This is a genomic window from Actinoplanes sp. NPDC049599 (assembly GCF_044465625.1).
GTDB lineage: Bacteria > Actinomycetota > Actinomycetes > Mycobacteriales > Micromonosporaceae > Actinoplanes.
The window spans coordinates 261211-286802 of sequence record NZ_JBITLX010000005.1 but is presented as its reverse complement, the minus strand read 5'-3'; the positions used below and the strand labels follow the sequence as shown (position 1 = coordinate 286802).

Here is a 25592-nt window from a genome sequence, read left to right as displayed (position 1 = left end):
ACGGCACCGCCGGTGCTCAGCGCCGGCGGTTGCCGTGCCACAAGCCGGCCTGGCGCGACGCCTCGTCGGCCGCCCGGCGCCAGTCCACGGCCTGCGCCGTCAGCTGCGGATGGGACAGCAGCCGAGCCAGCTCCGCGGGGTGGCGGCCGGCGGCCGGGCACGCGGACTCGGTCTCCTGGATCAGCAGGTGCGCCGTCCGGACGGCCGCGGCCACCCCGAGCCCGGACGGCTCCGGCGCCTGCGCGGCGTCGCGCCAGGCCACCGCGGCGACGATCGGCGGCGGCAGTCCCCACAGGTGCAGCAGCTCCACGCCGACGTCGCGGAACGGCACCCCGTCGCGGGTCTCCGCGCCCAGGTCGACGCCGGAGCCCTGTTCGTCACCCACCGCCGCCAGGCAGACCAGCCGGCCGACGTCCTGCAGCAGCGCCGCGGCCTGCGCGTGCGGGCGGTTGGCCGGCGAGGCCACGAAGTCCGTCAGGCAGGCGGTCGCCACCGCGTGCCGCCAGGCGGTGCGGAGGTGCTGCTCGATCACCGGGCTCCAGGGTGAGGTCGGGCGCAGCACGTGCCCCGCGCCGGCCACCGCCTGGACCATCGGCACCCCCATGGCGTTGACGATCGACTCGACGGAGGAGTTGCGGGGCCGGGAGCCGAAGAACCGGGAGTTGGACAGCTGGAGCAGCTTCGCGGTCAGCCCGACGTCGTGCATCGCCGTCTGCACCGCGTACGCCAGGTCGGCGTCGGGGGCGAGCAGGCCGACGATCCCGTCGGTGTGCTCGGGCAGCGTGGGTATCGCGCGGACCCCGCCGGCGATCCGCCGTGCCTCGCTCTGATGGCTGCTGGAGGTCCGGATCAGCAGCTGCTCGATCACCGCGATCACGCTCTCCGCGTCCGAGGGCTTGGTGAGGAACCGGTGCCCGGCGACGGCCACCTGGATCGCCGCCGCCGGCTCGATGTGCCCGGACAGCACCACCCGGGCCACCTCCGGATGCCGCCGGCTGACGTTGGTGAGCAGCTCGGCGCCGTCCATCCCGGGCATCCGCATGTCCGACACCACCACGTCGTACGGCGCCCGGGCCAGCAGCTCGAGGGCCTCGGCGCCGTCGCAGACGAAGTCCATCTCCCACTCGCCCCGCTTGCCGCGCAGCGAGCGGCGCAGTCCGTCCAGGATCCGGGGCTCGTCGTCGACGAACAGGGCACGGGCCTTGGTCATGCGGAGGCGTCCTGCTTGCCGGCGATCGGCAGCCGCACGATGAACTCCGTGCCCTGGCCCACCGCCGAGCGCACCTCGATCGAGCCGCCGTGCTTCTCCAGCACCGCGCGGGCCAGCGCGAGCCCCTGCCCGGTGCCCTTGCCGACCTCCTTGGTGGTGAAGAAGGGCTCGAAGATGGACTGCTGGATGTCCTCGGGGATGCCGGCGCCGTTGTCCGCGAAGCTGAGCACCACGGTGGGACCGGCCGTCGTGGAGGTGATCCGGATCTCGCCCCGTTCGGCCTTGTCCTTGAGGGCGTCGGCGGCGTTGACGAGCAGGTTGAGGAAGACCTGGTTCAGGTCGCCGAGGTGGCACAGCACGTCGGGCAGCTCACCGAGCTCCAGCACGACGTCGGCGACGTACTTGACCTCGTTGCGGGCGACCGTGAGCGTGGTCCGGATCGCCTCGTTCAGGTCGGCGTACGCCTGCTCCGAGGAGTCCTTGTAGCTGAACGACTTCATCGCCCGGACCAGCGACGCCACCCGTTCGACGCCCTCCAGGCTCTGGCTGACCGCGGCGGGGATCTCGGTGGCGAGGTACTCGATGTCCGCCTTGAGCTCGGCCGCCTGCGCGCGCTGCGTCCGCTCACCCCACTCCACCTCGCCCAGCGCCGGGGTCATGCACTCGCGGTAGACCAGCAGCAGCTCCACCATGTCCTGGTAGGCGTCGGCCAGGAACCGGGTGTTGTCCCCGACGAACTGGATCGGGGTGTTGATCTCGTGCGCCAGGCCGGCGGAGAGCCGCCCCAGGGACTCGAGCTTCTGGTCGTGACGGTCCTCGAGCTCGGCGCGGCGCACCTCGGTCATGTCCCGGAAGGTGACCACCGCGCCGGGTGGCCCGCCGCCGTTCTCCAGCGGTGCGACCGAGCACGCGACACCGAAGGTGGAGCCGTCCTTGCGGACGAAGGTCTCGTCGACGGTCTGCAGGGCGTCCGGCCGGATCCGCCGCAGCGGGCACTCGCTCTCCGGCTGCGGGGCGCCGTTCCAGGGCACGGCGTGCACCACGTCGTGCACCGACAGGCCGAGCAGTTCCTGCTCCTGCCAGCCGAGCATCTCCGACGCGGCCCGGTTCATCGACGTGAGCTTCCCGTCGCCGTCGACCGTGTAGAGGCCCTCGGCCAGGTCGTCCATGATCACCGAGCGGAACGCCTGCGCCTGCTCGCGCTCGGTGACGTCCACCAGCACCAGCGCGACGCCCATCGGCCGCGCCCCGACGCACACGGGATAGCACCCGAGGAGCCAGGAGCGCAGACCGTCGGTGCCGTCCGCCGCCGGGGCGGTGATCGCGGTCCCGACGACCGCCTCGGCGGTCTGCCAGGCCCGGCGGTACGGGATCTCGAGCTGGGGCCAGAGCGCCGCCAGCGCCTCGTGCACGGGCATGCCGAGCTGCTGTGACCGCGGCACGCTCCCCAGCGCGGCCAGGGTGTCGTTGACCCGGGCCAGCCGGGCGTCGCTGTCCACGAAGCCGAAGCCGGCGGGTGCGGCCGACTCCAGGGTCTCCAGCAGGGACCGGGTCTCCGCGAGGCACCGGCGGTCGTCGAGGTCCGTCGCGGTCACGATCCAGGAGCCGGCCGGGTCGTCACCGGGGCGCGCCGGGGTGAACCGCACGCTGTGCCAGCGGCTCGATCCGTCCGCGCCGATCCGGCATTCCACCTCGTACGGTTCCGCGCCGGGCCGGGCCGCCACCGCGTCGGCGTCGTCGGGGTGCACCAGCGAGCTCCAGGGGGCCCCGTCGCCGCCCGGGTACTGCCGGGCACGCTCGTTGGCGTACCGGATGAGCCCCTGCCCGGAGACCACCCAGACGGCGTCGCGGACCGCCTCGGCGACCGCCCGCGCGTCGAGGTCGAGCGGCGGCGGGCCGCCCGGAGCCGGCCGTGGCGCTCGAGGTCCAGTCACGTTTGCCTTCCTCAGGGGCCGCGGCGATGGGCACCCTTCGTACTGCCCATCGGCCGCGCACACGCCGATCTGAGGTCAGGGCGTCCGGCTGAGCCATTGCTGGTTGGCGCCGGTGCCGCAGGCGTACTGGATGAGCCGGACGCCGTCGGCCGTGCCGCCGCTGATCACGTCGAGGCATCGGCCGCTGTGCCGGGCCACCAGCCGGTAGTAGCCGCCGCCCGCGTCCTGCACCTGCCACTGCTGGTTGGTGCCGGTGCCGCAGGTGTACTGCACGACCCGGGCGTTGTCGGCGGTCGACGCGTCCGCCACGTCCAGGCACTTTCCGCTGTGCCGGGCCTCCAGCTGCACGTAGCCGTTGCCCAGGTCGCGCCGGCGCCACTGCTGGTTGAGGCCGCTGCCGCAGGTGTACTGGATGGTCTCGGCACGGTCGGCGGTCGAGGCGCCCACCACGTCGACGCACTTGCCGGAGTGCCGGGCCACCACGGCGGTGTAGGCGCCGCCCGGCCCGGTCACCGTGCCGGCCGCGGTGTCCACGACCAGCGACGGGAAGTAGTCCATCGCCAGCGTCGTGGCGGTCGGGAAGCGCAGCGGCGCCCAGACGTAGCGGGAGTCGTTGACCGTGCCGCCCAGGGAGTTGCCCCACCGGTCGCCCAGATACAGGTACGCCGTGCCGGCCGTGCCCGAGATCGGCAGGACGTACGCCGTCTGCGACTGGTACGCCGTCGCGTCCCCCACGTTGGCCCACGCGCTCCAGGCGCCGGTGATGCTCGTGGCCGACGAGTACTTCTGCTGGTTGGGGCTCCAGCCGGTGGCCCCCGAGGTGAGCATGAAGTAGACGCCGTTGCGCTTGAACAGCGCCGGCGCCTCCCGGACGTCGCCGGGCCAGCTGCGGACCAGCGCGGCGATGCCGGTGTAGTCGCCGGTGAGCCGGTAGACGTTCAGGTCCCGGTTCTCGTTGGCCGAGGACACCATGTAGCCGGTGCCGTCGTCGTCGACGAAGGTGGTGATGTCGCGGGACATGTGCGTGTTCAGCGGCCGGAAGCTGCCCCGGTAGGCGTACGCGCCGTCCACGGTGCTGGACACCGCCACCGCGGCCCGGGCCTGGCCGTAGTCGGTCGCGGTCTCCTTGTGCATCCACATGACGAACTGCCCGGTGCCGGCGTTGTAGATCACCTTGGGCCGCTCGATGTTGGCACTGGCCAGCTCGGCGGCCGACGACTGGGTCAGCACATGGTTGCGGAACTCCCAGGTGCGCAGGTCGGTGGAGCGGTAGGCGGACACGTACCGGAAGGTGTTGTCGGCGTTGCGGTTCTCACCGAACCAGTAGTAGTAGGCGCCGACCTTCAGGACGCCGCCGCCGTGCGCGTGCACCACGGCGCCCGAGGTGTCGGTGAACTGGGTGCCGTTGGTGATCGTCACGGCCGCCGCGCGGACCGGTCCGCCGGTCAGGGCGAGCACGGTGATGCTCCCGGCGAGGGCGGCGACGAGGGCCCGGGCGCAGCGTCTGAACGACATCGAGACCTGCTTTCTATTCAGATCGATCGATGTGACCGTTAACACAGATTGCCCGGAGGTTTCCGCCGTGTCAACACCCCGGGTCAGCGGCGCAGGCCCACCGAGACCAGCACGGCGCGGGCCGTGACCGCCGCAGGCCGCAGCACCGCCTCGCGCACCCACCGCCCGGCGGCCGCGACCACCCGGTGGACGGGCACCACCGTGTGCCGCCAGCCCCAGGCGAGCGCGCGCCCGGCGGGCCGCAGCACCCACCGGTAGAGCTGCCCCAGCACCCAGCCGGCGCCGCGCCACCCGGCAGCCAGCACCGTGGCGACGCCCCGGGCGAGCCCGGCCAGCAGCCACCCCAGGCCCCGCCACAACGGCAGGCTCAGCTCCCACAGCCAGACCACCGGCACGACCAGCAGGTAGTGCAGCACGACCGCGAACGGCCGCAGGAGCAGCCGCCGGTGCCGCCGGAGCCAGGCGAACGCCGGCCCGAGCACCCGCTGCCAGAGCCGGCTCACCGGCACGACCACCAGGTGGCGCCAGAGGAAAGCGGCCGGGACAGCGACCAGATAGCGCCAGAGGAAAGCCGCCGGGACAGCGACCAGGTAGCGCCAGAGGAAAGCCGCCGGGACGGCGACCAGGTAGCGCCACAGGAAAGCCGCCGGGACCGCCACGGCGTAGTGCCACAGCCAGGCCAGCGGACGGCCGACGTAGCGGGCCAGGAACCGGCCGAGATACCCGAGCAGCTCCCACAGCAGGCGGAACGGCAGCACGAAGACGACGGCGAGGATCCGGACCGGCCAACGGATCCAGGCGGGAGGCGGGGGCAGCTCAGTCATGGCCGCCCCACGGTAGCCGACAGCGCCCACCGGCCCGGCCGGGAAAAGGCCTGAACTCAGCGATAGTGCCGCCCGGTCCGGGCGATCAGGCCTACGGTGAAGTGATCCCTGAGCCGAGCCCGCGCACCACATCCGGGTGATGCGCTCGGCGGCACACCGGAGGGCCGACGATGTGGCATTCCCCCGCGACACCGGACGCGGCGCAGACCGGACGCCGGGTGCCCGTGGTGGCCGTCGCCCTGGCCACCGTCACCATGCTGGCGGTGATCGACGGGCTGTCCGCGCCGCACTTCATCATCCTGGGGACGCTCACCACGGGTCCATGCCTGGCGGCCGGCTCCGGGCGGCCGCGGGCGGTGCTGGCGCTGGGCGCCTACGTCCTCGTCCTGATCAACGTCCTGAGCTGGGGGCCCGACCAGATCTGGGGCTCCGACCGGCACGCGTTGTTCAACGTCGTCGCCGTGCTGGCAACCGGGGTCGGGATGGGCATCGCCCACCAGTTGCGGGCCGTCGAGCGGGCCCGGGAGAGCGCGGAGAACGAGCGGCGCATGCTCGCCGCCATCGTCGCGCACTCCGACGACGCCATCCTCGCCGCGACCACGGACGGCCGGCTGACCGCGTTCAACGGCGGCGCGGAGCGACTCTACGGCTACTCCGCCGCGGACGTCGTCGGCCTCACCTTGCCGGCGTTCGGGGATCTCGTGATTCCGGCCGACGCACCGGGACCGTCCATCGACGAGCTCCGCGCCCGGATCGTCGGAGGTGAACCGGGCGTCAGGTTCGACAGCCGCCGGAAACACCGGGACGGCACCGTCAAGGACGTGTCCGTGGCCGTCTCCCCGGTGCGGGACGAGCACGGGGCGATGGTCGGCGTCTCGTGGGTGATCCGCGACATCAGCGCCCAGCGCCGCGCCGAGGAACTCGCCCAGCGGTCCCAGCGGATGGCCTCGCTGGGCCAGCTCGCCGGCGGCGTCGCGCACGACTTCAACAACATTCTCGGGATCATGCTCAGCTTCACCGCGTTCGCCGAGGAGAACAGCACGGATCCCGACGTGCGCGCGGACCTCGCCAAGGCGCGGCTGGCCGGGGAACGCGCCGTCGGCCTCACCCGCCAGCTGCTGACCTTCACCCGGCAGGACACCACGCACCCGGAAGCCCTCGACCTGAACAGCGGCATCGCCGAAGTGTGCGCCATGCTCACGCGCACCATCGACAAGAAGATCGAACTGATCGCCCGGACGGCGCCGGAACCGCTGATGATCTACGCCGACGCCGGGCAGATCCAGCAGATCCTGCTCAACCTCGCGGTCAACGCCCGCGACGCCATGCCCGACGGCGGCACCTTGATCATCGAAGCGACCGAGGCCGAGCCGGACGGCGACCACCCGGACCTGCCCCCGGCACCGGCCGGGGGCCGCTACATCCGGCTGCTGGTCAGCGACACCGGCATCGGCATGAGCGCGGAGGTCGCCGCGCGGGTGTTCGAGCCGTTCTACACCACCAAGCCCAAGGGCAGCGGCACCGGGCTCGGCCTGGCGACCGTGTACGGCATCGTCACCGAGGCCGGCGGCAGCATCAACGTGTACTCCGAACCGGAATTGGGCACGACGTTCCGGGTCTACTTCCCCGCCGCCCCGGCCGGAACCCCGGCCGTGCCGGCGCCGGCCGCCGCCGCTGCTCCGCCCGACGGGGGCGGCCGGACCGTGCTGGTCGTCGACGACGAGCCCGAGCTCGGCGACGCGGTCGCGCGGATCCTCCGGTCCGGCGGCTACCGCACCCTGTCGGCCCGCGGCGGGGCGCAGGCCCTCGCCCTGGACGCCGTGCGCGACTACGACCTGCTGCTGACCGACATCATCATGCCGGGAATGTCGGGCCGCCGGCTCGCCGCGACGATCCAGGAGAGCCGCCCCGATCTGCCCGTGCTGTACATGTCGGGCTACAGCGACGGACTGGTCGGCGACGGCGGCCGGCTGGACGACGAGATCGCGTTCATCGAGAAGCCCTTCACGGCGGACCAGCTGCTCACCCGGGTCGGCGCGATGTGCCGGCCCGGCCTGCCGGCCCGTCATCCCGCGGCGCGGTCCAGCACCGCGCCGGTCGCGACCGGCTGACGCCGGCCGACGAAGACCACCCCGCGCTGGACCGCGAAGCTCACCGTGAACAGGGTGAGCTCGGTGAGCAGCTTCGCCGCGGCCACCGAGCCGGTGGCGGTCGTCCACGCCCGCAGCAGCACCACGTTGGCGAGCAGGAGCAGGCCCGCGAGGGCGGCGTACCGCCACGCGGAACCCGGCCCGCCGCGCGGCCCGAAGACGTACGCGCGGTTGACCGCGTAGTTGCCCGTGGCGCTGATCAGCCGGGCCGCGACCGCCGACAGCGCCAGGTTGCCGGTCAGCGCGACCAGCGTCAGCAGCGCCACGGTGTCCACCGCGAAGGCCGCCAGCGAGGACATCGCGAAGGCCGCCAGCGGGCGGTAGACGCGCAGCGAGTCGCGGACCAGGCGGAAGTGCGAGGACGCGTTGTGCCGCAGGTAGACGGTGGCGATCTCGACCTCCGCGATCGGCAGGCGTTCGCGGGCGGCCCGCAGCAGCAGGCGCTGCTCGTACTCGAACCGGTCGCCGGCGACGCGGCTCAGCCAGGGCAGCATCCGGCCCGGGTACGCCCGCAGCCCGGTCTGGGTGTCCAGCAGCCGCACCCCGGTCACCAGCCGGAAGGCGGCCCGGGTGACCGCGTTGCCGAGGCGGCTGCGGGCCGGGACGTCGCCGGTGAAGCGGCGCCCGCCCAGCACCATCGCGGCGCCGGAGACGGTGACGTGCCGGGCGACCGCCTCGATGTCCTCGGGGCGGTGCTGGCCGTCGCTGTCGGCGCAGACCACGTCGCGCCCGGGGTGCCGTTCCCGGAGGTGCGCGAAGCCGGCCTTGAGCGCGGCGCCCTTGCCCCGGTTGCCCTCCAGCGTGAGCACCTCGGCGCCGAGGTCGCGGACCCGGGCGAAGACCGTGGCGTACCCGGGGCCGCTGCCGTCGTCGACGACCACGACGGCGTGCCCGGCGAGGCGGCGGACCAGCTCGACGAGCGCGGCCCCGGGCTCGTACGCCGGGATCAGGACGATCATCCGGCCACGTACAGGATGTCGCTGGTGCCCCGCTCCTCGCCCCGGCCGAGCGGGTTGTTGACCAGGCCGCCGTTGAAGATCATCGCCGACGAGCCGCCGCCGTCCAGGTTGTACGCGAGGTCCGCGCCCCGGTCGACGAAGATCTGCGCCAGCTCGCTCATCGTCACGCCCCGGCTGTAGCCGGCGCTGCGCCCGTCGACGACCACGAACAGCAGGTGGTTGGCCGCGACCAGGCCGACCCCGGTACGGGGCTGACGGCCCTGCACGGAGTGGTTGCCGAAGTTCGTATCGATCTCGACGGTGTTGATGCCGTTGACGATCCGGCCGTCCTGGACCAGGCCGGGCCCGAAGGACAGCGTGTTCCACACCCCGTCGGCGATCAGGTCGGCGGCGTTCGTGGCGGTCTCGTCGTACAGCCGGGCGGAGCCGTCGGCCCGGAAGGCGAGGCCCTGCCGCGCGCCCTTGTCCCGGAAGGCCACGCCGTTGCGGATGACGATGCCGGTGTCGCGGAACCCGTAGTAGTCGCCGTTGACCGCCAGCACCGCGCCGACGTCGGCGGCGATCTCGGACGGATCGGCGATGATGTTCTCGCCGAACTGGTCGCCGGCGAAGGCCGAGCGCACGATCGTCGCGTCGGTGACCGTCACGTCCGCGACGAAGTAGGTGACCCGGCTGTCCCCGGTGCCGGTGACGACCGTGTCGATCGTGATCGTCGCGGTGCCGCTGGTGTAGCCGGTGGCCGTACCGGTGCCCGCGGGGTCCGCCTCGGCGACCGTCACGGCCGAGCCGGTCAGCGCGGACGCGTCGGCGACCTCGACGTGGTCGATGACGTACCGGTCCAGCGCCCACCCGCCGGCGCCGCCGGCGGCGGCCAGCGCGCCCAGGCCCCCGGCCAGCACCTTGCGCCGGCTGATCGACGGGCGGCGGACGCCCTCTGCTTGCTGTCGGCTGCTCACACCGGCCAGTGCACCCGCGGACCTTGTGCGGCCGCTGTGCCGCGGCTCTGCCCCGGGCATGAGACCGGCGCGGCGCCGATGACATGCTGGGGTCATGAAGCTGCATGAGCGGATCGACGGCCGGTTGCGGGACTTCATCCAGGCGCAGGCGATGTTCTTCGTCGCCACCGCGCCGTCCGGGCCCGAGGGGCACGTCAACCTCTCGCCCAAGGGCATGGGCGGCACGTTCGTGGTGCTCGGTGAGCACCGGGTGGCGTACCTGGACTATCACGGCAGCGGCGCGGAGACGATCGCGCACCTGAAGGACAACGGCCGGATCACCCTGATGTTCTGCGCGTTCCAGGGCCCGCCGAACATCGTCCGGCTGCACGGCCGGGGCCGCGCGGTGCTGCTCACCGATCCGGAGCACGCCGAGCTGGTCGCGCTGTTCCCGGAGGCGCCCGACCGGCACGGGGTGCGCTCGGTCATCGACGTCGACGTGCACCGGATCAGCGACTCGTGCGGCTACTCCGTGCCGCTGATGACCTACGCCGGCGACCGCGACCTGCTGCTGAAGTGGAGCGAGCGGAAGACCGACGCCGACCTCGCGGCATACCGCCGGGCGAAGAACGAGGTCAGCATCGACGGCCTGCCGGCCTTCTCCTGAGCGTCACAGCGCGCAGGTGTTGGCCAGGTCCCCGGACGCCGGGCGGGCCACGGTGTGGCTGGGCGGTGGCGCGGTCCGCCGCCCGGTCCAGGCCGTCAGCGCCGTGAACGCGCTGCGGAAGCACGGCAGGATCGGGCGCAACCGGTCGGGGTGGAGGTCGTACAGGCCGTCGACGTGGTTGCCACCCTCGATGCGGTAGTAGCGGAACAGCCGGTCGCGGTGCCGGTCGCGCACCATCCGCGCGTACACGTCGGAGTCGAGGGTGATCGGCAGCAGGCTGTCCAGGGTCCCGTGCAGGGTGATCAGCGGGCGCTGGATCCGGCCGGTCAGCGCGATCCGCGCGATCGCCGCGCGCACCTGCGCGGGCCGCGAGGCGTAGTCGTAGTCGGCGTCGCAGGCCGGGGTGCCGGAGGCGCAGAACGGCGTGCCGGCCTCGGCCGGGCCGTCGTAGCCGGGGTCCAGCTCCTCGCGGTAGATCCGCTGGGTCAGGTCCCAGTAGACGCGGTAGTGGTAGTCCCGGAGGAACGCCGACTCCGGCGCGAAGCCCGGCGCCGGCCCGGGGTACGCCCGCAGCGCCGGCGGCAGGAACGTCAGCAGCTGCGGCTCGTCCGGGTGCCAGAGCGTGCCCTCCCAGTCGACGCCGCCGTCGTAGAGCTCGGGGTGGTTCTCCAGCTGCCAGCGCACCAGGTAGCCGCCGTTGGACAGGCCCGCCGCGTAGGTGTGCCGGGGCCGGTGGCCGTACCGCTGCGTGACGGCCGCCCGGGCCGCGCGGGTGAGCTGGGTGACCCGCTGGTTCCACTCCACGATGGCGTCGCCGGGGCGGGCGCCGTCGCGGTAGAACGTGGCGCCGACGTTGCCCTTGTCGGTGGCGGCGAACGCGTAGCCCTGGGCCAGCACCCAGTCGCTGATCGCGAAGTCGTTGGCGTACTGCTCGCGGACGCCCGGCGAGCCGGCCACCACCAGGCCGCCGTTCCAGCGCTCGGGCAGCCGGAGCACGAACTGCGCGTCGTGGTGCCAGCCGCGGGTGGTGTTGCCGGTTGAGGTGTCCGGGAAGTATCCGTCGATCTGGATGCCGGGCACGCCGCGGGGGTTGCGCGCCCCGGCGGAGGTCAGCCCGGCCCAGTCGGCCGGGTCGGTGTGGCCGGTGGCCACGGTCCCCGCGGTGGTGAGGTCGCTCAGGCAGGCCGCGAGCTGACGTTCGGCGCCGGGCACGGTGGGTGCGGCGCAGACCGGCCCGGCGGCCGTGGCGGGCGCCGGGGACAGCACCGCGAGGAGGACGGCTGTCGCGAGTGAAGGGAGCATGCCGTCATGCTCCGGCGCGCCCGGTGCCGGGGCCATGGGGGCGGACCACACTGTTGGCCGGCCGGGCATGGGTGGCCCGGCCGGTCTGCAGCCGGTGCAGGCGCAGCGCGAGCTGGAGCTCCAGGCTGCGGTCGGGCCGCTGCCAGCCGGCGCCGAGCACCTGGGCGATCCGGGCGATCCGCTGGGTCACCGTGTTGACGTGCACGTGCAGCACCTCGGCCGCCCGGACCGCGTTGGCGCCGGCGTCGAAGTAGGACTCCAGCGTCCGCACCAGGGCGGTGCCGCGGCGGCGGTCGTACTCCAGCAGCGCGCCGATGGTGTCGGTGACGAACGCGCCCACGTCCCGGTCGGCGCCCACCAGCAACCCGACGAAGCCCAGCTCGGCGGCGCTGGCGCCGTCGCCGGCCCGGCCCAGCGCGAGCAGCGCCGAGGCGCAGCGCTGCGCCTCGGCGTAGGCCTCGGGCACCTGCTGCGGCCCGCTCACCGGGCCCGCCCCTCCCCCGGTCACCGGTACGCCGAGATAGCCGCCGAGCTCACGGGCCAGCCGCCGGGCCGCGTCGCCGGGGTGGTCCCCGCCGACCAGCAGGGTCACGTTGTCCTCCCGCTGGGCGGCCAGCCCTCCGCAGGCGGCCGCGTACGCGGCGCTCCACTGTGCGGCGCGCTCCCGCTGCCGGGGCGGGCAGGTCACCACGACCAGCACGTGCGCGGCGTCGAGGTCCACGCCGAGCCGCCGGGCCCGCTGCCGCACCGTGACCGGGTCGTCGACCCCGCGGCTGAGCAGGTCCTCGAGCAGCTCGCCGCGGACCCGGCCCTCGGCCTGCGCCAGGCTGCGGCGGAACAGCAGCAGCAGCGACGTGACCACGCCGGCGCGTTCCAGGATCCGGGTGTCGGTCTCGCTCAGCTCGCCGGGCGCGTGCAGCACGAGCGTGCACAGCGCCTCGCTGCCCGCGCCCGCGGCCAGCACCCAGTGCTCGCCGTGGCGGGTGGCCCGGCCCAGCCCGTTGCCGGCCACCGCGGTGCCGGCCAGCGAGGCGACCTCGGCGATGGCGCCGACCGCGGCGAGGCAGTGCCCGTCGGCGTCCAGGATGGCCAGCTCGCCGCCGAGCACCTCGGCCACCACGGCGGCCAGGTCGTCCAGGTCGCCGCCGCGCAGGATCACCTCGGTCATCCGGTCGTGCGCCTCGGCGGCGCGTTCCAGCGACTCGCTGTGCCGGCGGACCACGGTGTTGACCGCGCCCAGCTCGGCCAGGGCCGCCCGGGTCTCGCCGAGCAGCCGGGTGTTGTCCAGCGCGACCGAGGCGTGCGCGGCCAGCGAGCCGAGCAGCGTCACCTCCTGGCGGGTGAACGGCCGGGCGCTGCGGTTGGCGGCGAACAGCACGCCCAGCACCCGGGTGCCCAGCCGCATCGGCACGCCGAGGATCGCGACCAGCCCTTCCTCGGCGACACCACCGTCGATCTCGTCGGTGTGCTGGAAGCGGGCGTCGGCGCCGTAGTTGGCGGTGACGTACGGCGCGGCGGTCTGCGCGACCAGGCCGCCCAGGCCGGCGCCGAGCGGCAGCCGCAGCTGCTGGAACCGGGCCGAGACCGAGCCGTAGGTGACCCGCATGTAGGTGTCGCCGCGCTCCTCGTCGTTGAGGGTCATGTACGCCACGTCGGCGTCCAGCAGCTCGCGGGCCCGCCGCACGATCGCCTCCAGCACGGCGTCGATCTCGCGCAGGGTGGCCAGGTCACCGACGGTGTCGACCAGCGCGCTCAGCTCGGCCTCCCGGCGCCGGCGGCGTTCCAGCAGCGCGCGGACCTGCAGGGCGAGCGCCTTGTGCTCGTCCAGCTCGGCCAGTTCCCGGGCCGGCCGGCCCTGCGCGCGGGCCTCCAGCAGCGGGCGTTCGAACTCGACCGCGGCGGCCTCGCGCAGCAGCAGCTCGAGGAAGACCCGGCTCAATGCGCCGTCCATCCGCCGTCCAGCACCATCGAGGCGCCGGTGATGAACCCGGCCGGCGGCGAGCACAGGTACGCGACCAGCTCCGCGACCTCCTCCGGCTCGACCAGCCGCTTGACCGCCACCGGCGCCAGCATCACCTCCCGCAGCACCTCCGCCTCGGGCAGCCCGTGGCTGGCCGCCTGCGCGCTGATCTGCGCCTCGACCAGCGGCGTGCGCACGTACGCGGGGTTGACGCAGTTGGAGGTGACCCCGTGCGCGGCGCCCTCCAGCGCGATCACCTTGGACAGCCCCTCCAGCCCGTGCTTGGCCGCCACGTACGCCGCCTTGTACGGCGAGGCACGCAGCCCGTGCACCGAGGACACGTTGACGATCCGGCCCCAGCCCTGCGCGTACATGTGCGGCAGGCAGCGGCGCACCAGCCGGAAGGGCGCCTCCAGCATCAGCCGCAGGATCAGCGAGAAGGTGTCCGGCGGGAACTCGTGCAGCGGCGCGACGTGCTGCAGGCCGGCGTTGTTGATCACGATGTCCACGGCCGGGTCGAGCCGGTCGACCGCGGCCAGGTCGGACAAATCCACGGTCCGGGCGGTGCCGCCGATCTCGGCGGCCACCCGGGCGGCCGCCGCGCCGTCGCGGTCCAGCACGGTCACCCGGGCGCCCGCGCGGGCCAGCCGCACCGCGCAGGCCCGGCCGATGCCGCTCGCGCCGCCGGTGACCAGGGCGGTCCGCCCGGCCAGCACCTCTGACGGGTTGGTGTCCATGCCGGCCTCTCAGCGCGCGGTGGTGGAGGACGGGGTGCGGACCGGCTCGACCGGCGCCGGCTCTTTCTGCCGGCGCCGCGTAGCAGGCCTCAGCTGCCGGGCCGCGCCCCAGAGTCCCTGCCGGAACAGCAGCACCACCAGCACGAAGACGGTGCCGGTGACGATCCCGATGCCGTCGAAGCCCGAGGTGGACAGGTAGTCCTCGAGCTGCACCACGAGCGCGGCGCCCAGCACGCTGCCCCACAGCGAGCCGATCCCGCCGAGCACGACCATCATCACGGCCTTGCCGGAGGTGGTCCAGTTGACCTCCTGGAGCGAGGCGAAGCCGTGGCTGATCGCGAACAGGCCGCCGGCCAGCCCGGTCAGCGCCGCCGACAGCACGAAGGCCAGCAGCTTGTACCGCTCCACCGGGTAGCCGATGGCCCGGGCCCGGGCCGGGTTGTCGCGGATGGCGACCAGCACGTGCCCGAACGGCGAGTGCACGATCCGCCACAGCCCCCAGAGCCCGAGCAGCACGATCGGCAGCCCGGCGTAGTAGAAGACGAACGGGTCGCTCAGGTCGAGGCCGAACAGCTCCCGCGGGATGCCCTGCAGGCCGTTCTCGCCGCCGGTCACCGAGCGCCACTGGTTGGCGGCGAAGTAGATCATCTGAGCGAAGGCCAGGGTGACCATCGCGAAGTAGATGCCGCTGTTGCGCACGCACAGGTAGCCGATCGGCACCGCCAGCGCGGCGGCCAGCGCCGCGCCGCCCAGCACGGCCACCGGGAACGGCAGTCCGCTGTGGATCGCGATCAGCCCGGCGGCGTAGGCGGAGCTGCCCCAGAACGCGGCGTGGCCGAACGACAGCAGGCCGGTGTAGCCGAGCAGCAGGTCGAGCGCGGCGGCGAACAGCGCCCAGCTGGCGATGTCCATCGCCACCGGCGGGTAGATCAGCCAGGGCAGCGCCAGGGCCAGCAGCAGCCCGGCGGCGAGCAGCAGGTAGCGCAGCGGGCGCCGGCCCGCCGGCTCGGTGTGGCGCAGGACCATCCGGATCACGTGCGGGCCTCCTCACGGCCGAAGAGTCCGGCCGGGCGCCACAGCAGCACCCCGGCCATGATGATGAAGATCAGCGTCTGGGACAGCGCCGGGACGTAGAGGTTGCCCAGCGACTGCACCAGGCCGATGCCGAAGCCGGCCAGCACCGAGCCGAAGACCGAGCCCAGCCCGCCGATCACCACCACCGCGAACACCGCGATGATCAGGTCGGCGCCCATCAGCGGGTTGACCGCCCGCATCGGCGCCGCCAGCACCCCGGCCAGCCCGGCCAGGGCCACCCCGAACGCGAAGACCGGGGTGACCCAGCGGCCGACGTTCACCCCGAGCGCCCGGGTCAGCTCGGCGCGCTCGGTGGCGGCCCGCACCACCATGCCGACCCGGGTCCGGGTCAGGACCAGCCAGACCGCGACGCAGAGCACCACCGCGACGGCGAGCACAAAAACCTGGTACGCGGGGTAGTCGAACAGCACCAGGTCGAGCGAGCCGGTCAGCTCGGCGGGCCGCGGGTACGGCTGGGACTGCACCCCGTACTCGCGTTTGACCAGGTCCTGGAGCACCAGGGTGAGCCCGAAGGTGAGCAGGAAGTTGTACAGCGGGTCGAACGGGACCAGCCGCCGGATCAGCGTGCGCTCCAGCACCGCGCCGAGCAGGAACAGCAGCGCCGGCACCAGGAACAGCGCCGCCCAGAACGGCACGCCGAACTCGGCGAGCGCGACGTAGGCGCCGAACGCGCCCAGCATGAAGAACGCGCCGTGGGCGAAGTTGACCACGCCCAGCATCCCGAAGATGACCGCCAGCCCCAGCGCCAGCAGCGCGTAGAAGCCGCCGCTGACCAGGCCGTTGAAGCACTGCTGCAGGAAGCCGGTCACAGTGCGCAGCCGCCCGCGTCAGCCGGCCGGAACGCCTCGGCCGCCGGGATCGTGCGCAGGATCTTCTCGTAGTCCCAGGCGGTCGTGACCTCGCTCTTCGGCTTCACCTCGGCGAGGTAGACGTCGTGGATGACCCGGTGGTCGGCAGCGCGCACGGTGGCGTTGCGGGCGAACATGTCGTCGTACTGGTAGCCCTCGAGCTTGCCCACGACGGCGTCGGCGCCGTCGGTGCCGGCCCGCTGGACCGCCTCCAGGTACTGCATGGCGGCCGAATAGTTGGCGGCGTGCGCGAACGACGGCCGGGTCTGGGTCTTCGCGGTGAACGCGTCGGCCCACTGCCGGTTGCGGTCGTCGAAGTTCCAGTACCAGGCGTCGGTGAAGGTGGTGCCGGCGAACGCGTCCGGGCCCAGCGAGTGGATGTCGGTGATGAACATCAGGCCGACCGAGAGCTTGATGCCCTTGTCCCGCAGCTTGAACTCGTTGTACTGCTTGACCAGGTTGACCAGGTCACCGCCGGCCTGCATGGTGCCCAGCACGTCCGGCTTGGGGTTCATCCCGGGCGCCTTGAGCAGGAACGTGGAGAAGTTGTCGTTCGGGAACGGGGTCGGGTCCTTGGCCAGCACCTTGCCGCCGGCCGCGGTGATCGCCGCGCTGAACGACTTCTCCATGTCCTGCCCGAACGCGTAGTCCGGGTAGACGATGTACCAGTTCCTGCCACCCTCCTTGGTCACCGCCGAGCCGGTGCCGTTGGCCAGCATGTACGTGTCGTAGGCGTAGTGGAAGGTGTACTTGTTGCACTGTTTGCCGGTGAGCTCGGTGGTGGCCGCGCCGATGTTGAAGTAGAGCTTCTTCTTCGCCTTGGCCACGTTCGCCACCGCCAGGGCCGCCGACGAGGTCGGCACGTCGAGGATGACGTCCGCCTGCTGCCGGTCGTAGAGTTCCTGCGCCTTGGAGTTGGCGATGTCCGGCTTGTTCTGGTGGTCGGCGGTGACCACCTCGATGTTCTTGCTCAGGGCCCGGTCGCCGTACTTGGCCTGGAAGTCGGCGACGGCCATCCGGACCGCCTCGACGCTGTTGCGGCCGGACAGGTCGGCGTAGACACCGGACTGGTCGTTGAGGACGGCCAGCACGATCTTGTCACCGCTGACCTTGTCGTCGCTGCCGCCGCTGGGCCCGCCACGGCCGCACCCGGCGACCAGCAGGGTCCCGGTGGCGAGAACGGCGGTCAGCGCCCGAATGGTCTGCATGGGGGTCTCCTTAGATGCCGAGGTAGGCGAGAAGTTCGTGTTCGCGCCGCCGGACCGCGCCGTTGTCGAGGCTCATCCCCACCCGGCCCTCGGCCAGCAGGTGGTGCCGGTCCGCCACGGTGGTGGCGAAGTGCAGGTTCTGCTCGATGAGCAGCACGGTGACGCCGGCCGCCTTGATCTCCCGCAGGATCTCGCCGATCTGCCGGACCAGCAGCGGCGAGAGTCCCTCGGTGGGCTCGTCGCAGAGCAGCAGCCGGGCGCCGGTGCGCAGCACCCGGGCCAGCGCGAGCATCTGCTGCTCGCCGCCGGAGAGCTGGGTGCCGGCGAAGCGCCGGCGTTCCCGCAGCACCGGGAAGGTGTCGTAGACCCGGCGCAGCGACCAGGGGTCGGGGCCGACCACCGGGGGCAGCAGCAGGTTCTCCTCGACGGTGAGGGTGGCGTAGATGCCGCGGTCGTCGGGCACGTAGCCGACGCCGGCCCGGGCCCGCCGGTGCGCCGGCCGGGTGCCGAAGGCGGTGTCCCCGCGCAGCCCGATCCGCCCGGTGCACTGGGTGTGCAGGCCCATGACGCAGCGCAGCAGCGTGGTCTTGCCGGCCCCGTTGCGCCCGACCAGGGTCACGATCTCGCCCTCGGCCACGGTGAGGTCGACGTCGCGCAGCACCTGCGCCTCGCCGTACCAGGCGTTGAGCCCCTCAACGGTCAGCATGCGACTCTCCCAGGTAGGCGGTGATCACTCGGGGATCGGCGCGGACCTCGGCGTAGCCGCCCTCGACCAGCACCGTGCCGCGCTGCAGCACGGTGACCCGGTCGGCGAGGTTCTTGACCACGCTCATGTTGTGTTCGACCAGCACCACGGTGCGGCCCGGCCGGACCCGGCGGATCAGCTCGATGGTGCGGTCGATGTCCTCGGCGCCCATGCCCGCGGTGGGCTCGTCCAGCAGCAGCACCCGCGGGTCCAGGGCCAGCGCCACGGCCAGCTCCAGGGCCCGCTTGCGGCCGTAGGCGAGCGCGGCGGCCGGGACCTCGGCGGCCTCGGCCAGGCCCACGTCGTCGAGCAGCGCCAGCGCCCGGTCCCGGAACCGGTCGAGCTGCCGTTCCGAGCGCCAGAACCGCCAGCCCAGCCCGGTGCCGGACTGCAGCGCCAGCTCCACGTGCTCGCGGGCGGTGACCTGCGGGAACAACGTGGTGATCTGGAACGAGCGGGCCACCCCGAGCCGGGCCACCCGCTCGGGCGGCAGCCCGGTGACGTCGGCGCCGTCCAGCGTGATCCGGCCGGCGCTGGGCCGCAGGAAGCCGGTGAGCAGGTTGAACAGGGTGGACTTGCCGGCGCCGTTGGGCCCGACGAGGGCGTGCACGCTCTCCGCGGCGATGTCGAGATCCACGCCGTGGACGGCCCGGAAGCCGCGGAACCGCTTGCCGAGCCCGCGGGTCCGGAGGATCGGCGAAGACATCCTGACCTCCTCTGAGGGAGGGCGGCGACGTCGGATCGGCAGCGCCCTGTGACGCAGAACACTATGGATCGCGGGCCTCGGGGGCCATGGGTGCTGTCCACATATTCAGGTGGGTGCACGTGGTGGAGTCCGCCATGCCGCGTCACGAGCCGTTCACGTGCGGGACTCGGCGACCCAGGGTGAATGTGGTCGCCGCGTACATAGGGGATCGGCCGATGACCCGGTGGGCCCGGGCGGTCTCGCAGAGGGTGGTCGACGCGAAGGCGTTGCACAGGCCCATCCGCCGGCCTGCAGGTGCGCGTAGTTGGTCGCGGCCACCCGGTGCAGCCGCACCTGATCGGCCCCCGACCTTGCATGGTTTCCTGTTTCTGCCAGGTTCTTGGTTGCTCGCTGCTGGGTGCAGGTCGGCCTGGGTGATCCCCTTGCGGTCCGGGGGTCTGGCTTCCGCGCTTGTGGTGACGGCGGGGGATTCCGTCGGGCAGGCCAGGCTCTGTGGTGGGGCAAGCGAACAGACCGCGCCGGTTGCGGTCGGTTTGCGCCTCGCTCAGTGAACTGATCTCAACAAGATCCGGTTAGGTATTTGTATTCGAAATGGGTCAGGTGAAGCGCTGCGGCGACGACATCACCGATCCGTGTCGGGCTGATCGTGGTGCGGCGCAGGGCCTTCCAGCGGCCGACGAGGATCGCGAAGCCGCGTTCGCCCTGCCACCGCAGACCGCGCAGGAGCCGGTTGCAGGCGCGGTTGTCGGTGGCGAGGGGCTTGCCGTCGGTCGGTTGCTTGACCGGGGTCTTGATGCCCTGACCAGTGCATTCGTATCCGGAGTCGGCCAAGGCCGGCAGGTCGAGTTCGGCGGCAGCCCAGTTCAGCGCGGGCGGTCACCCCGAGCTCGCGGGCGCACCTGGTGTCGTGCAGATGCCCAGGCATCGCCGACGATGTCCAGACCGGTAGCCCGTCCGGGCGCATGATCGCCTGAATGTTCGCGCCGAAGTCACGATGCTTTCCCGAAAACCAGGCGTCGATCGTCTTGCCCTTGACCGACAGCGCAGTCTCGGACAGGCGGTCACAGTCGAACAGCTTGCCGTCGAGGATCACATACGACCAGCCGTCCTCGGCCACCCGGCGCAGCACGGTGTGCAGATCCTGCGCCTGGGCGGCAAGCACCGCGACGCCTTCGTCGCGATAGCGGTACGCAGTCGCCCGGGAGATCCCGAAACCGGCGCCCAGCAGCGTCAGGTCTTCCTGCTCACGGAACCAGGCGAGCTGTCATTCCTTGCTGAGATCAGTTCAGTGCCGCGGGCGCAGTGCCGCGGGCGGCAACGGCTCCAAGATCACCCGCTTGCGGCCGTCGGAGCGGAATGGCCCTTACCGGTTCGACGGGGGACGTCCGTGATCCGCCGGTCAGGACCTGGTGGGGGTTGGTTCGGGGGTTGGGGGGTTGCGGTCGGCTATCGCGGTCTGGATGCGGCGCAGGGTGCGCAGGGCCTTTTTGGCCGCGGCGCGGACTTCGCCGTCGAAGACGGTTACGCCTCGGTCGGTGGCCATCAGACGCTCGAGGGTCGGGACTGCTCGGTTGTCGCCTGTTGATCCGAGGGCGATGGCTGCCCAGTACCGCTGGTCCGGATCCGGGCTTTCGGCCGCGGTCAGCAGCCGGGGTACCACTTCCGGGGTGAAGAGGGCCAGCGTGCTGGCGATGTAGCCGATCCGGGGGAAGCGCCGATGCTCGAACTCGTGCCAGAGGGCCTCCAGCGCCGCGTCGCCGCCGATGCTGGCCAGGGCGTCGGCGGTGCGCTGGCGCAGCCAGTCGGCCGGGTCACCCAGCAGCGGTCGCAGCGCCGGCACGACCGAGGCGTCGCCGAGGCGGCTGAGCGCGGTCACCGTTTCGCCCCGGACGATCCACTGCGAGTGGTCGAGCAGCGTGACGAGCTGCGGCACGGCGGCCCGGATGTCCATTGCCGCGCAGCCCATGGCGGCCCAGGCCTGACAGTTGTACCGGGAGTCGCCAAGCGCGGCCAGCAGCGGCTCCTGCAGTCCGCCGTCCGCGAAGACGGCCGCCTGGTTCATCGCCCGTGAATACAGCGACCGGTGGAAGTCCCGGTAGTCGCGGACGAGCACGTGCAGCGCCGCGATGGCCGATTCGTCGCCGTGCGTCCTGGCCCGGTCGAGCAGGCGGTGCACGTGCGCTTCGCGGGTCTCGAGGTCTCCCGATCGAAGGCCTTGCAGGTCAGCGGGATTCACCGCCAGACCATACGCGCCGCCGTCGCCCCGGCCGGACCCGGCCGTCACGGCGAGCGCACAGGTGTCAGGAGACCGACGGCGGCCAGCGGTGGCCGCGCCACTCGTCCCAGGTCGCGAATCCAACCGGCGGGTCGTCGATGGGTTCGCTGCCGTCGAGTTCGCCGCGCGTGGGGATCTCGATGGTGGCGGCCCACTCGGCGAGCTCATCGTCGGACATGGGCCACGTCGTGTGCGGCGCCTCGGCCTGACGCTGATCCACTCGTCTCCGCTGCTCGGCCGGGGTGAGCGCGAAGTAGTGCAGCTCCACCGCCGCGCCCAGGTCCGCCGCGGCCTGACGCAGCGCGGAGCGCTCGTCCCGGCTCCAGAGGCCGTAGTCGATCACGACGTTGGTGCCCAGTCGCAGGGCGCGCAGCCCGATCTGGATGAGCCGTCCCTCGATCACGTCCCCGGCCGACGGCGGATTCTCGTGCCCGTAGAGCGCCTTCACCCACTCGTCCTTCGTGAGCCGAAGCGCCTCCTGCTCGACCTCGATCCGCCGAGCGGCGGTGGTCTTCCCGGTGCAGGGAAGTCCCACCGTCAGGAACAGCGTCGGTCGCCCCATCATCACCCGCTCTTGCCCGATCCGAACGCCTCAGCGCCGTGCCCATTCCGGCCGTGAATGATACAGCCTGTGCGTGGCGCGCCTCCCGGCTGTTTGCGCCGGTGCCCCATCATCGATTCATGGACGCCCGACCTGCCGATCTCGCCGCCCTTGTCGATCAAATTCTGACGTCGTCGCCGAGCAATGGTGGCGAGGTGATTCTGCCGTGGCCGCACCACGCTGATCCGGGCGGTCGGGTGCGGTACCGGCTGCGTTTGATCATCGAACCGATCGACCGGCCACGCGACGGTGAGGGTCAGGACGAGGGCCGCACCACGAGAGACATATCGTGGCTCGATGCCGGCAGACCAGCCCATGACGATGGATTGCTGCGACGTCTCGCCGATGCCTTTCCCCGGTGGGCGGACTCCGTGGACCGCCTGGTCGACAGCCTGGTGCTCCTGCAGTCCAAGAAGCCGCAAGAATACTCGCGCCTGACGGGACGGATACGGGAGCGGCTGTCCGCAGCGAAGCGCAGCGGAATCACCGTCGATGATGATGTCGTTGCGGAATTCATGGCGCACCCGGATCGCCTCAGGAAATTCTGGGCCGAGAACCGGCAGACCGTGATCTTCATTCTCGCGACCGTGGCCGCTGCCGCAGTCGTCGGGGCACCACTGGCGGCTCTGGCCAGGCACGAGAGCATAGTCGGCGCAATGATCGAAGAGGCGATAAAGACATTCGTCACCGCGTCAGCCGCGGAAATCGTCACGCACTCCGATACGCCCCCGTTCCGGTCCGAGGTGGGCGCCGCATCCGGGGGTCCGGTGGCGAAGCCGGTCGCAGCAACCAGTGAGAGCCAAGGCGGCCCCCTTCCGGCACCCAAGATCGATGCCCATACATATGTTGTAGTAGGTGCGATTCCGAATCCGGATCTGCGTTCTGCCACCCCGAACAGCACGCCGGCGAAGGCTGCAGCAAGCTCTGTGGCTTCGTCGGATCCGCCCTGTCCCCCCGTGAGCGGGCTGAGCGTGCACATACGGGTATGACCGGCCGCCGCCGGGGGTAGTGCGAGCGCACAGCCGGCACCGGCCGGCGCGGGAGGACCCAGTGACGCACGCGGACGACCAGCTCGAGGACGACCAACGCCGACACCTCGACGACGAGGAGGCCGAACAGCTCGAGGCGATCCGGCCGCCCGACCTCAACCAGGACTCGAACCGGTCCGCCACCCGCCTGGAGCTCTTCTTCGACCTGGCCTTCGTGCTGTTCGTGGCGCGCTGCGCCGACCTGCTGGCCAAGGACGAGACCTGGCACGGCGCCGCGGTGTTCGCCGGGCTGCTGACGGTGGGCTGGTGGGCCTGGGCCAGCACCACCCTGTACGCCAACCGGTTCGACACCGACGACGCGGTGTTCCGGCTGCTGACGCTCGCGGCCATGGTGGGCGTCGTGGCGATGGCCGCCTCGGTCGACGACGTCGCCGGGCCGGCCGGGCGCTGGTTCGTGCTGGGTTACGTGCTGATCCGGCTGGTCCTGGCGGCCGGCTACCTGCGGGCCTGGCGGCATGTGCCGAAGGCCCGCTCGACGGCCCGGCTGTACCTCATCGGGCACGGGCTGGGCGCGGCGATCTGGCTGGCCTCGCTGGCCGTCCCGGAGCCGGCCCGGTACGTGGTGTGGGGCGTGGGCGTGCTCGCCGACCTGGTCTGGCCCACCGCGGCCGCCCGGCTGAAGGACGCCGTCCCGCTGCACCTGGAGCATCTGCCGGAACGCTTCGGGCTGTTCGTCATCCTGGTGCTGGGCGAGTCCGTCGCGGCCGTGGTGACCGGCCTGCACGACGGCGGCTGGAAGCCGGCCGTGGCCGCGACGGCCGGGCCCGCGTTCGTGGTGGCGGCGGCGCTGTGGTGGATCTACTTCGACCTGTCCGGCGGCGCGGCGAAGCGGCGGCTGGCCGCCGAGGGTGACGTCACCAAGCACGGGGTGCACGACTTCTACGTGTACGTGCACCTGCCGCTGGCGGTCTCGCTGGCCGCGGTGGCGGTCGGCCTGGAACACGCCGTGCTGCACGGCGCCGACGACCACCTCACCGCCGGCACCCGCTGGGTGCTCGGCATCGCCACCGCCGGCTACCTGCTCAGCGCCGCGGTCATGCAGGGCAAGCTGGGCGGGCGGGTCCGCGGCGCGGTGCTCTGGCCCGGCGCCGGGGTGCCGCTGGCGCTGCTGATCGCGCTGCTGGACCTCTCCCCCCGGCTCACCGTGGGCCTGCTCGCCGTGCTGGCCGTCGCCGGGGTGCTCACCGGCTTCCAGCTGCACCGCTCCGGCGAGGTCCGCACGGCCAAGGTGTGAGGCCTACAGTGGCGGGGTGCTGGACCACAGCGAGCGGCCGGTCGTGGTCGCGCCGATGGCCGGCGGGGTCTCCACGACCGCGCTGGTCCGGGCGGCCGCCGAGGCGGGAGCCGCGGCGTTCCTGCCGGCCGGCTACCTGAGCCCGGAGGCCGTCGACCGGCAGCTGCGGGAGCTGCGCGCCACCGGCCGCCCGTACGGGCTCAACCTCATCGTGCCGTCCCGCTCCGTTCCCGGCCTCGCGGCGGTCGCGGCCTACCGCGAGCGGCTGGTCCCGGAGGCCGAGCGGTACGGCGTCGAGCTGCCGGCGCCACGCCCGGACGACGACGACCACTACCCGGCCAAGGTCGAGCTGGCGGTGGCCGCGGCACCGGCCTGGGTGAGCTTCACCCTCGGCATCCCGGACGCCACCGTGGTCGACGCCCTGCGCCGGGCCGGGTCGACGGTGCTGGTCACCGTCACGGACGCCGGCGAGGCGCGGCGGGCCGTGGCGGCGGGCGCCGCCGTGCTCGTGGCGCAGGGCGGCAGCGCGGGCGGGCACTCGGCCACCACGAGCCCCGGGAGCTACCGCGGCGACCGCGGCGCCCTCGACGTGCTGCGTGAAGTGCGGGCAGCGGTGTCCGTGCCGGTGGTGGCCGCGGGCGGGGTGGGCGGCGCGGCGGAGGTCCACGCGCTGCTGGCGGCCGGGGCGACCGCGGTGCAGGTCGGCACGTTGTTCCTGCTCGCGGCCGAGGCGGGGACCCGGCCGGCGCACCGGGACGCGCTGGCAGCCGGCGGCGCGACGGTGGTGACGCGGGCGTTCACCGGTCAGCCGGCCCGGGCGCTGCGCAACCGGTTCACCGACGCGTACTCGGCGGACGCGCCGATCGCCTATCCGGCGGTGCACCAGCTGACCGCGCCGATCCGGGCCGCCGCGGCCCGGATCGGCGACGCCGGGGCGCTCCACCTGTGGGCCGGCACCGGCTTCGCCCGGGCCCGGCCCGGCACCTGCCGGGAGATCCTCGACCGGCTCACGTGAAGCTCAGCGTGCCGGTGCGGGTGCGCTTGAGCTCGAAGAAGTCCGGGTACGCGGCGAGCGCGCGGGCCCCGTCGAAGATCCGCACCGCCTGCTCGCCGCGCGGGATGCTGGACAGCACCGGGCCGAAGAACGCCACGCCGTCCAGGTGGATGGTGGGCGTGCCGACGTCCCCGCCCACCGGGTCCATGCCCTCGTGGTGGCTGCGGCGCAGCGCCTCGTCGTGCTCCGCGACGCGGGCCGCCGCGGCCAGCCCGGCCGGCAGGCCCACCTCGGCCAGCGCCGCCGCCACCACCGCGTCGAAGTCCTGCTCGCCACCGGGGTGGATCCGGGTGCCGAGCGCGGTGTAGAGGTCGCCGAGCACCTGCTCGCCGTGCTGCTGCGCGGCGGCGGTCACCACCCGGGCCGGGCCGAGCGAGCGGTCGACCAGGTCGCGGTACCACTCCGGCAGCTCCCGGCCCTCGTTGAGCACGAACAGGCTCATCGGCCGGAAGCGCAGGTCCAGCTCGCGCAGCCGGCGCACCTCGAGGATCCAGCGCGAGGTGATCCAGGCGAACGGGCAGGCGGCGTCGAAGTAGAAATCCACCCGGGTTCGTGTCATGTCGGGAACTCTAGGAGCTAAAGTG

23 protein-coding genes and 1 pseudogene are annotated in these 25592 nt (G+C 72.7%); 5 read left to right on the top strand and 19 right to left on the bottom strand.

The annotated features are described in order from the left end of the window. Window positions 1–16: 16 nt before the first annotated feature. The 4 genes from ACIBQZ_RS12280 to ACIBQZ_RS12265 form a co-directional block, all read right to left on the bottom strand. Window positions 17–1210 (bottom strand): response regulator, encoded by a 1194-nt coding sequence (locus ACIBQZ_RS12280; protein ID WP_396088637.1) that lies wholly within the window; start codon window positions 1208–1210, stop codon window positions 17–19. After that, complete coding sequence (locus tag ACIBQZ_RS12275; protein WP_396088636.1) at window positions 1207–3144, bottom strand: PAS domain-containing protein; 1938 nt, start codon at window positions 3142–3144, stop codon at window positions 1207–1209. The genes ACIBQZ_RS12280 and ACIBQZ_RS12275 overlap by 4 nt, the downstream gene beginning before the upstream one ends. 75 nt (window positions 3145–3219) lie before the next feature. Further along, the gene (locus tag ACIBQZ_RS12270) at window positions 3220–4659 is read right to left on the bottom strand and encodes an RICIN domain-containing protein (RefSeq protein ID WP_396088635.1); all 1440 of its coding nucleotides are present in this window, start codon (window positions 4657–4659) and stop codon (window positions 3220–3222) included. Between the two features lie 83 nt (window positions 4660–4742). After that, entirely contained in the window at window positions 4743–5483 is a 741-nt protein-coding gene (locus ACIBQZ_RS12265) for a hypothetical protein (protein ID WP_396088634.1), read from the bottom strand. Between the two features lie 170 nt (window positions 5484–5653). On the opposite strand from ACIBQZ_RS12265, the gene ACIBQZ_RS12260 reads away from it, so the two are divergent. Then, window positions 5654–7594, top strand: coding sequence for an ATP-binding protein (locus tag ACIBQZ_RS12260; RefSeq protein WP_396088633.1), 1941 nt, complete (start codon window positions 5654–5656; stop codon window positions 7592–7594). On the opposite strand, the gene ACIBQZ_RS12255 is transcribed toward ACIBQZ_RS12260, so the two are convergent. Beyond that, a complete protein-coding gene (locus ACIBQZ_RS12255; RefSeq protein ID WP_396088632.1) occupies window positions 7549–8592 on the bottom strand; it encodes a glycosyltransferase in 1044 nt (347 codons plus the stop codon). The two genes, ACIBQZ_RS12260 and ACIBQZ_RS12255, sit on opposite strands and share 46 nt — an antisense overlap. Then, the gene (locus tag ACIBQZ_RS12250) at window positions 8589–9548 is read right to left on the bottom strand and encodes a phosphodiester glycosidase family protein (protein ID WP_396088631.1); all 960 of its coding nucleotides are present in this window, start codon (window positions 9546–9548) and stop codon (window positions 8589–8591) included. Before ACIBQZ_RS12250 ends, ACIBQZ_RS12255 begins: the two co-directional genes overlap by 4 nt. Before the next feature lie 94 nt (window positions 9549–9642). Between ACIBQZ_RS12250 and ACIBQZ_RS12245 the strand changes: the two genes are divergently transcribed. After that, a complete protein-coding gene (locus ACIBQZ_RS12245) occupies window positions 9643–10194 on the top strand; it encodes a pyridoxamine 5'-phosphate oxidase family protein (protein WP_396088630.1) in 552 nt (183 codons plus the stop codon). A 3-nt stretch (window positions 10195–10197) separates the two neighbouring features. On the opposite strand, the gene ACIBQZ_RS12240 is transcribed toward ACIBQZ_RS12245, so the two are convergent. The 12 genes and pseudogenes from ACIBQZ_RS12240 to ACIBQZ_RS12185 all read right to left on the bottom strand — a co-directional run bounded on the left by ACIBQZ_RS12240 (window position 10198) and on the right by ACIBQZ_RS12185 (window position 21635). Next, the gene (locus ACIBQZ_RS12240; RefSeq protein WP_396088629.1) at window positions 10198–11496 is read right to left on the bottom strand and encodes a tannase/feruloyl esterase family alpha/beta hydrolase; all 1299 of its coding nucleotides are present in this window, start codon (window positions 11494–11496) and stop codon (window positions 10198–10200) included. A gap of 4 nt (window positions 11497–11500) precedes the next feature. Continuing rightward, the gene (locus tag ACIBQZ_RS12235; RefSeq protein WP_396088628.1) at window positions 11501–13447 is read right to left on the bottom strand and encodes a helix-turn-helix domain-containing protein; all 1947 of its coding nucleotides are present in this window, start codon (window positions 13445–13447) and stop codon (window positions 11501–11503) included. After that, on the bottom strand, window positions 13432–14193 hold the full coding sequence (locus ACIBQZ_RS12230) for a 3-hydroxybutyrate dehydrogenase (protein WP_396088627.1): 762 nt from the start codon (window positions 14191–14193) through the stop codon (window positions 13432–13434). The genes ACIBQZ_RS12235 and ACIBQZ_RS12230 overlap by 16 nt, the downstream gene beginning before the upstream one ends. 9 nt (window positions 14194–14202) lie before the next feature. After that, window positions 14203–15219 (bottom strand): branched-chain amino acid ABC transporter permease, encoded by a 1017-nt coding sequence (locus ACIBQZ_RS12225; protein ID WP_396088756.1) that lies wholly within the window; start codon window positions 15217–15219, stop codon window positions 14203–14205. Window positions 15220–15224: 5 nt separating this feature from the next. Further along, window positions 15225–16097 (bottom strand): branched-chain amino acid ABC transporter permease, encoded by an 873-nt coding sequence (locus tag ACIBQZ_RS12220; RefSeq protein ID WP_396088626.1) that lies wholly within the window; start codon window positions 16095–16097, stop codon window positions 15225–15227. Then, on the bottom strand, window positions 16094–17344 hold the full coding sequence (locus ACIBQZ_RS12215; RefSeq protein WP_396088625.1) for an ABC transporter substrate-binding protein: 1251 nt from the start codon (window positions 17342–17344) through the stop codon (window positions 16094–16096). The genes ACIBQZ_RS12220 and ACIBQZ_RS12215 overlap by 4 nt, the downstream gene beginning before the upstream one ends. Before the next feature lie 10 nt (window positions 17345–17354). Beyond that, on the bottom strand, window positions 17355–18050 hold the full coding sequence (locus tag ACIBQZ_RS12210; protein WP_396088624.1) for an ABC transporter ATP-binding protein: 696 nt from the start codon (window positions 18048–18050) through the stop codon (window positions 17355–17357). Next, complete coding sequence (locus ACIBQZ_RS12205; RefSeq protein ID WP_396088623.1) at window positions 18037–18795, bottom strand: ABC transporter ATP-binding protein; 759 nt, start codon at window positions 18793–18795, stop codon at window positions 18037–18039. Before ACIBQZ_RS12205 ends, ACIBQZ_RS12210 begins: the two co-directional genes overlap by 14 nt. A 558-nt stretch (window positions 18796–19353) precedes the next feature. Then, window positions 19354–19626 carry a transposase family protein gene (locus ACIBQZ_RS12200; RefSeq protein ID WP_396088622.1) on the bottom strand — a complete coding sequence of 91 codons (273 nt, stop codon included), beginning with the start codon at window positions 19624–19626 and terminating at the stop codon, window positions 19354–19356. 97 nt (window positions 19627–19723) lie between these two features. Beyond that, window positions 19724–19888 (bottom strand): annotated as a pseudogene (locus tag ACIBQZ_RS12195) (IS5/IS1182 family transposase); the annotation flags it as partial. A 306-nt stretch (window positions 19889–20194) separates the two neighbouring features. Next, complete coding sequence (locus ACIBQZ_RS12190; RefSeq protein WP_396088621.1) at window positions 20195–21031, bottom strand: HEAT repeat domain-containing protein; 837 nt, start codon at window positions 21029–21031, stop codon at window positions 20195–20197. A 64-nt stretch (window positions 21032–21095) separates the two neighbouring features. Then, the gene (locus tag ACIBQZ_RS12185) at window positions 21096–21635 is read right to left on the bottom strand and encodes an AAA family ATPase (protein ID WP_396088620.1); all 540 of its coding nucleotides are present in this window, start codon (window positions 21633–21635) and stop codon (window positions 21096–21098) included. Between the two features lie 116 nt (window positions 21636–21751). Here ACIBQZ_RS12185 and ACIBQZ_RS12180 point away from each other — a divergent pair, with 116 nt between their 5' ends. The 3 genes from ACIBQZ_RS12180 to ACIBQZ_RS12170 all read left to right on the top strand — a co-directional run bounded on the left by ACIBQZ_RS12180 (window position 21752) and on the right by ACIBQZ_RS12170 (window position 24969). Next, the gene (locus ACIBQZ_RS12180; protein WP_396088619.1) at window positions 21752–22660 is read left to right on the top strand and encodes a hypothetical protein; all 909 of its coding nucleotides are present in this window, start codon (window positions 21752–21754) and stop codon (window positions 22658–22660) included. A gap of 61 nt (window positions 22661–22721) precedes the next feature. Then, window positions 22722–23954 carry a low temperature requirement protein A gene (locus ACIBQZ_RS12175; protein WP_396088618.1) on the top strand — a complete coding sequence of 411 codons (1233 nt, stop codon included), beginning with the start codon at window positions 22722–22724 and terminating at the stop codon, window positions 23952–23954. Window positions 23955–23970: 16 nt separating this feature from the next. After that, complete coding sequence (locus tag ACIBQZ_RS12170; protein ID WP_396088617.1) at window positions 23971–24969, top strand: nitronate monooxygenase; 999 nt, start codon at window positions 23971–23973, stop codon at window positions 24967–24969. Here ACIBQZ_RS12170 and ACIBQZ_RS12165 read toward each other — a convergent pair. Continuing rightward, the gene (locus tag ACIBQZ_RS12165) at window positions 24962–25567 is read right to left on the bottom strand and encodes a DsbA family protein (protein WP_396088616.1); all 606 of its coding nucleotides are present in this window, start codon (window positions 25565–25567) and stop codon (window positions 24962–24964) included. The two genes, ACIBQZ_RS12170 and ACIBQZ_RS12165, sit on opposite strands and share 8 nt — an antisense overlap. Window positions 25568–25592 lie beyond the last annotated feature (25 nt).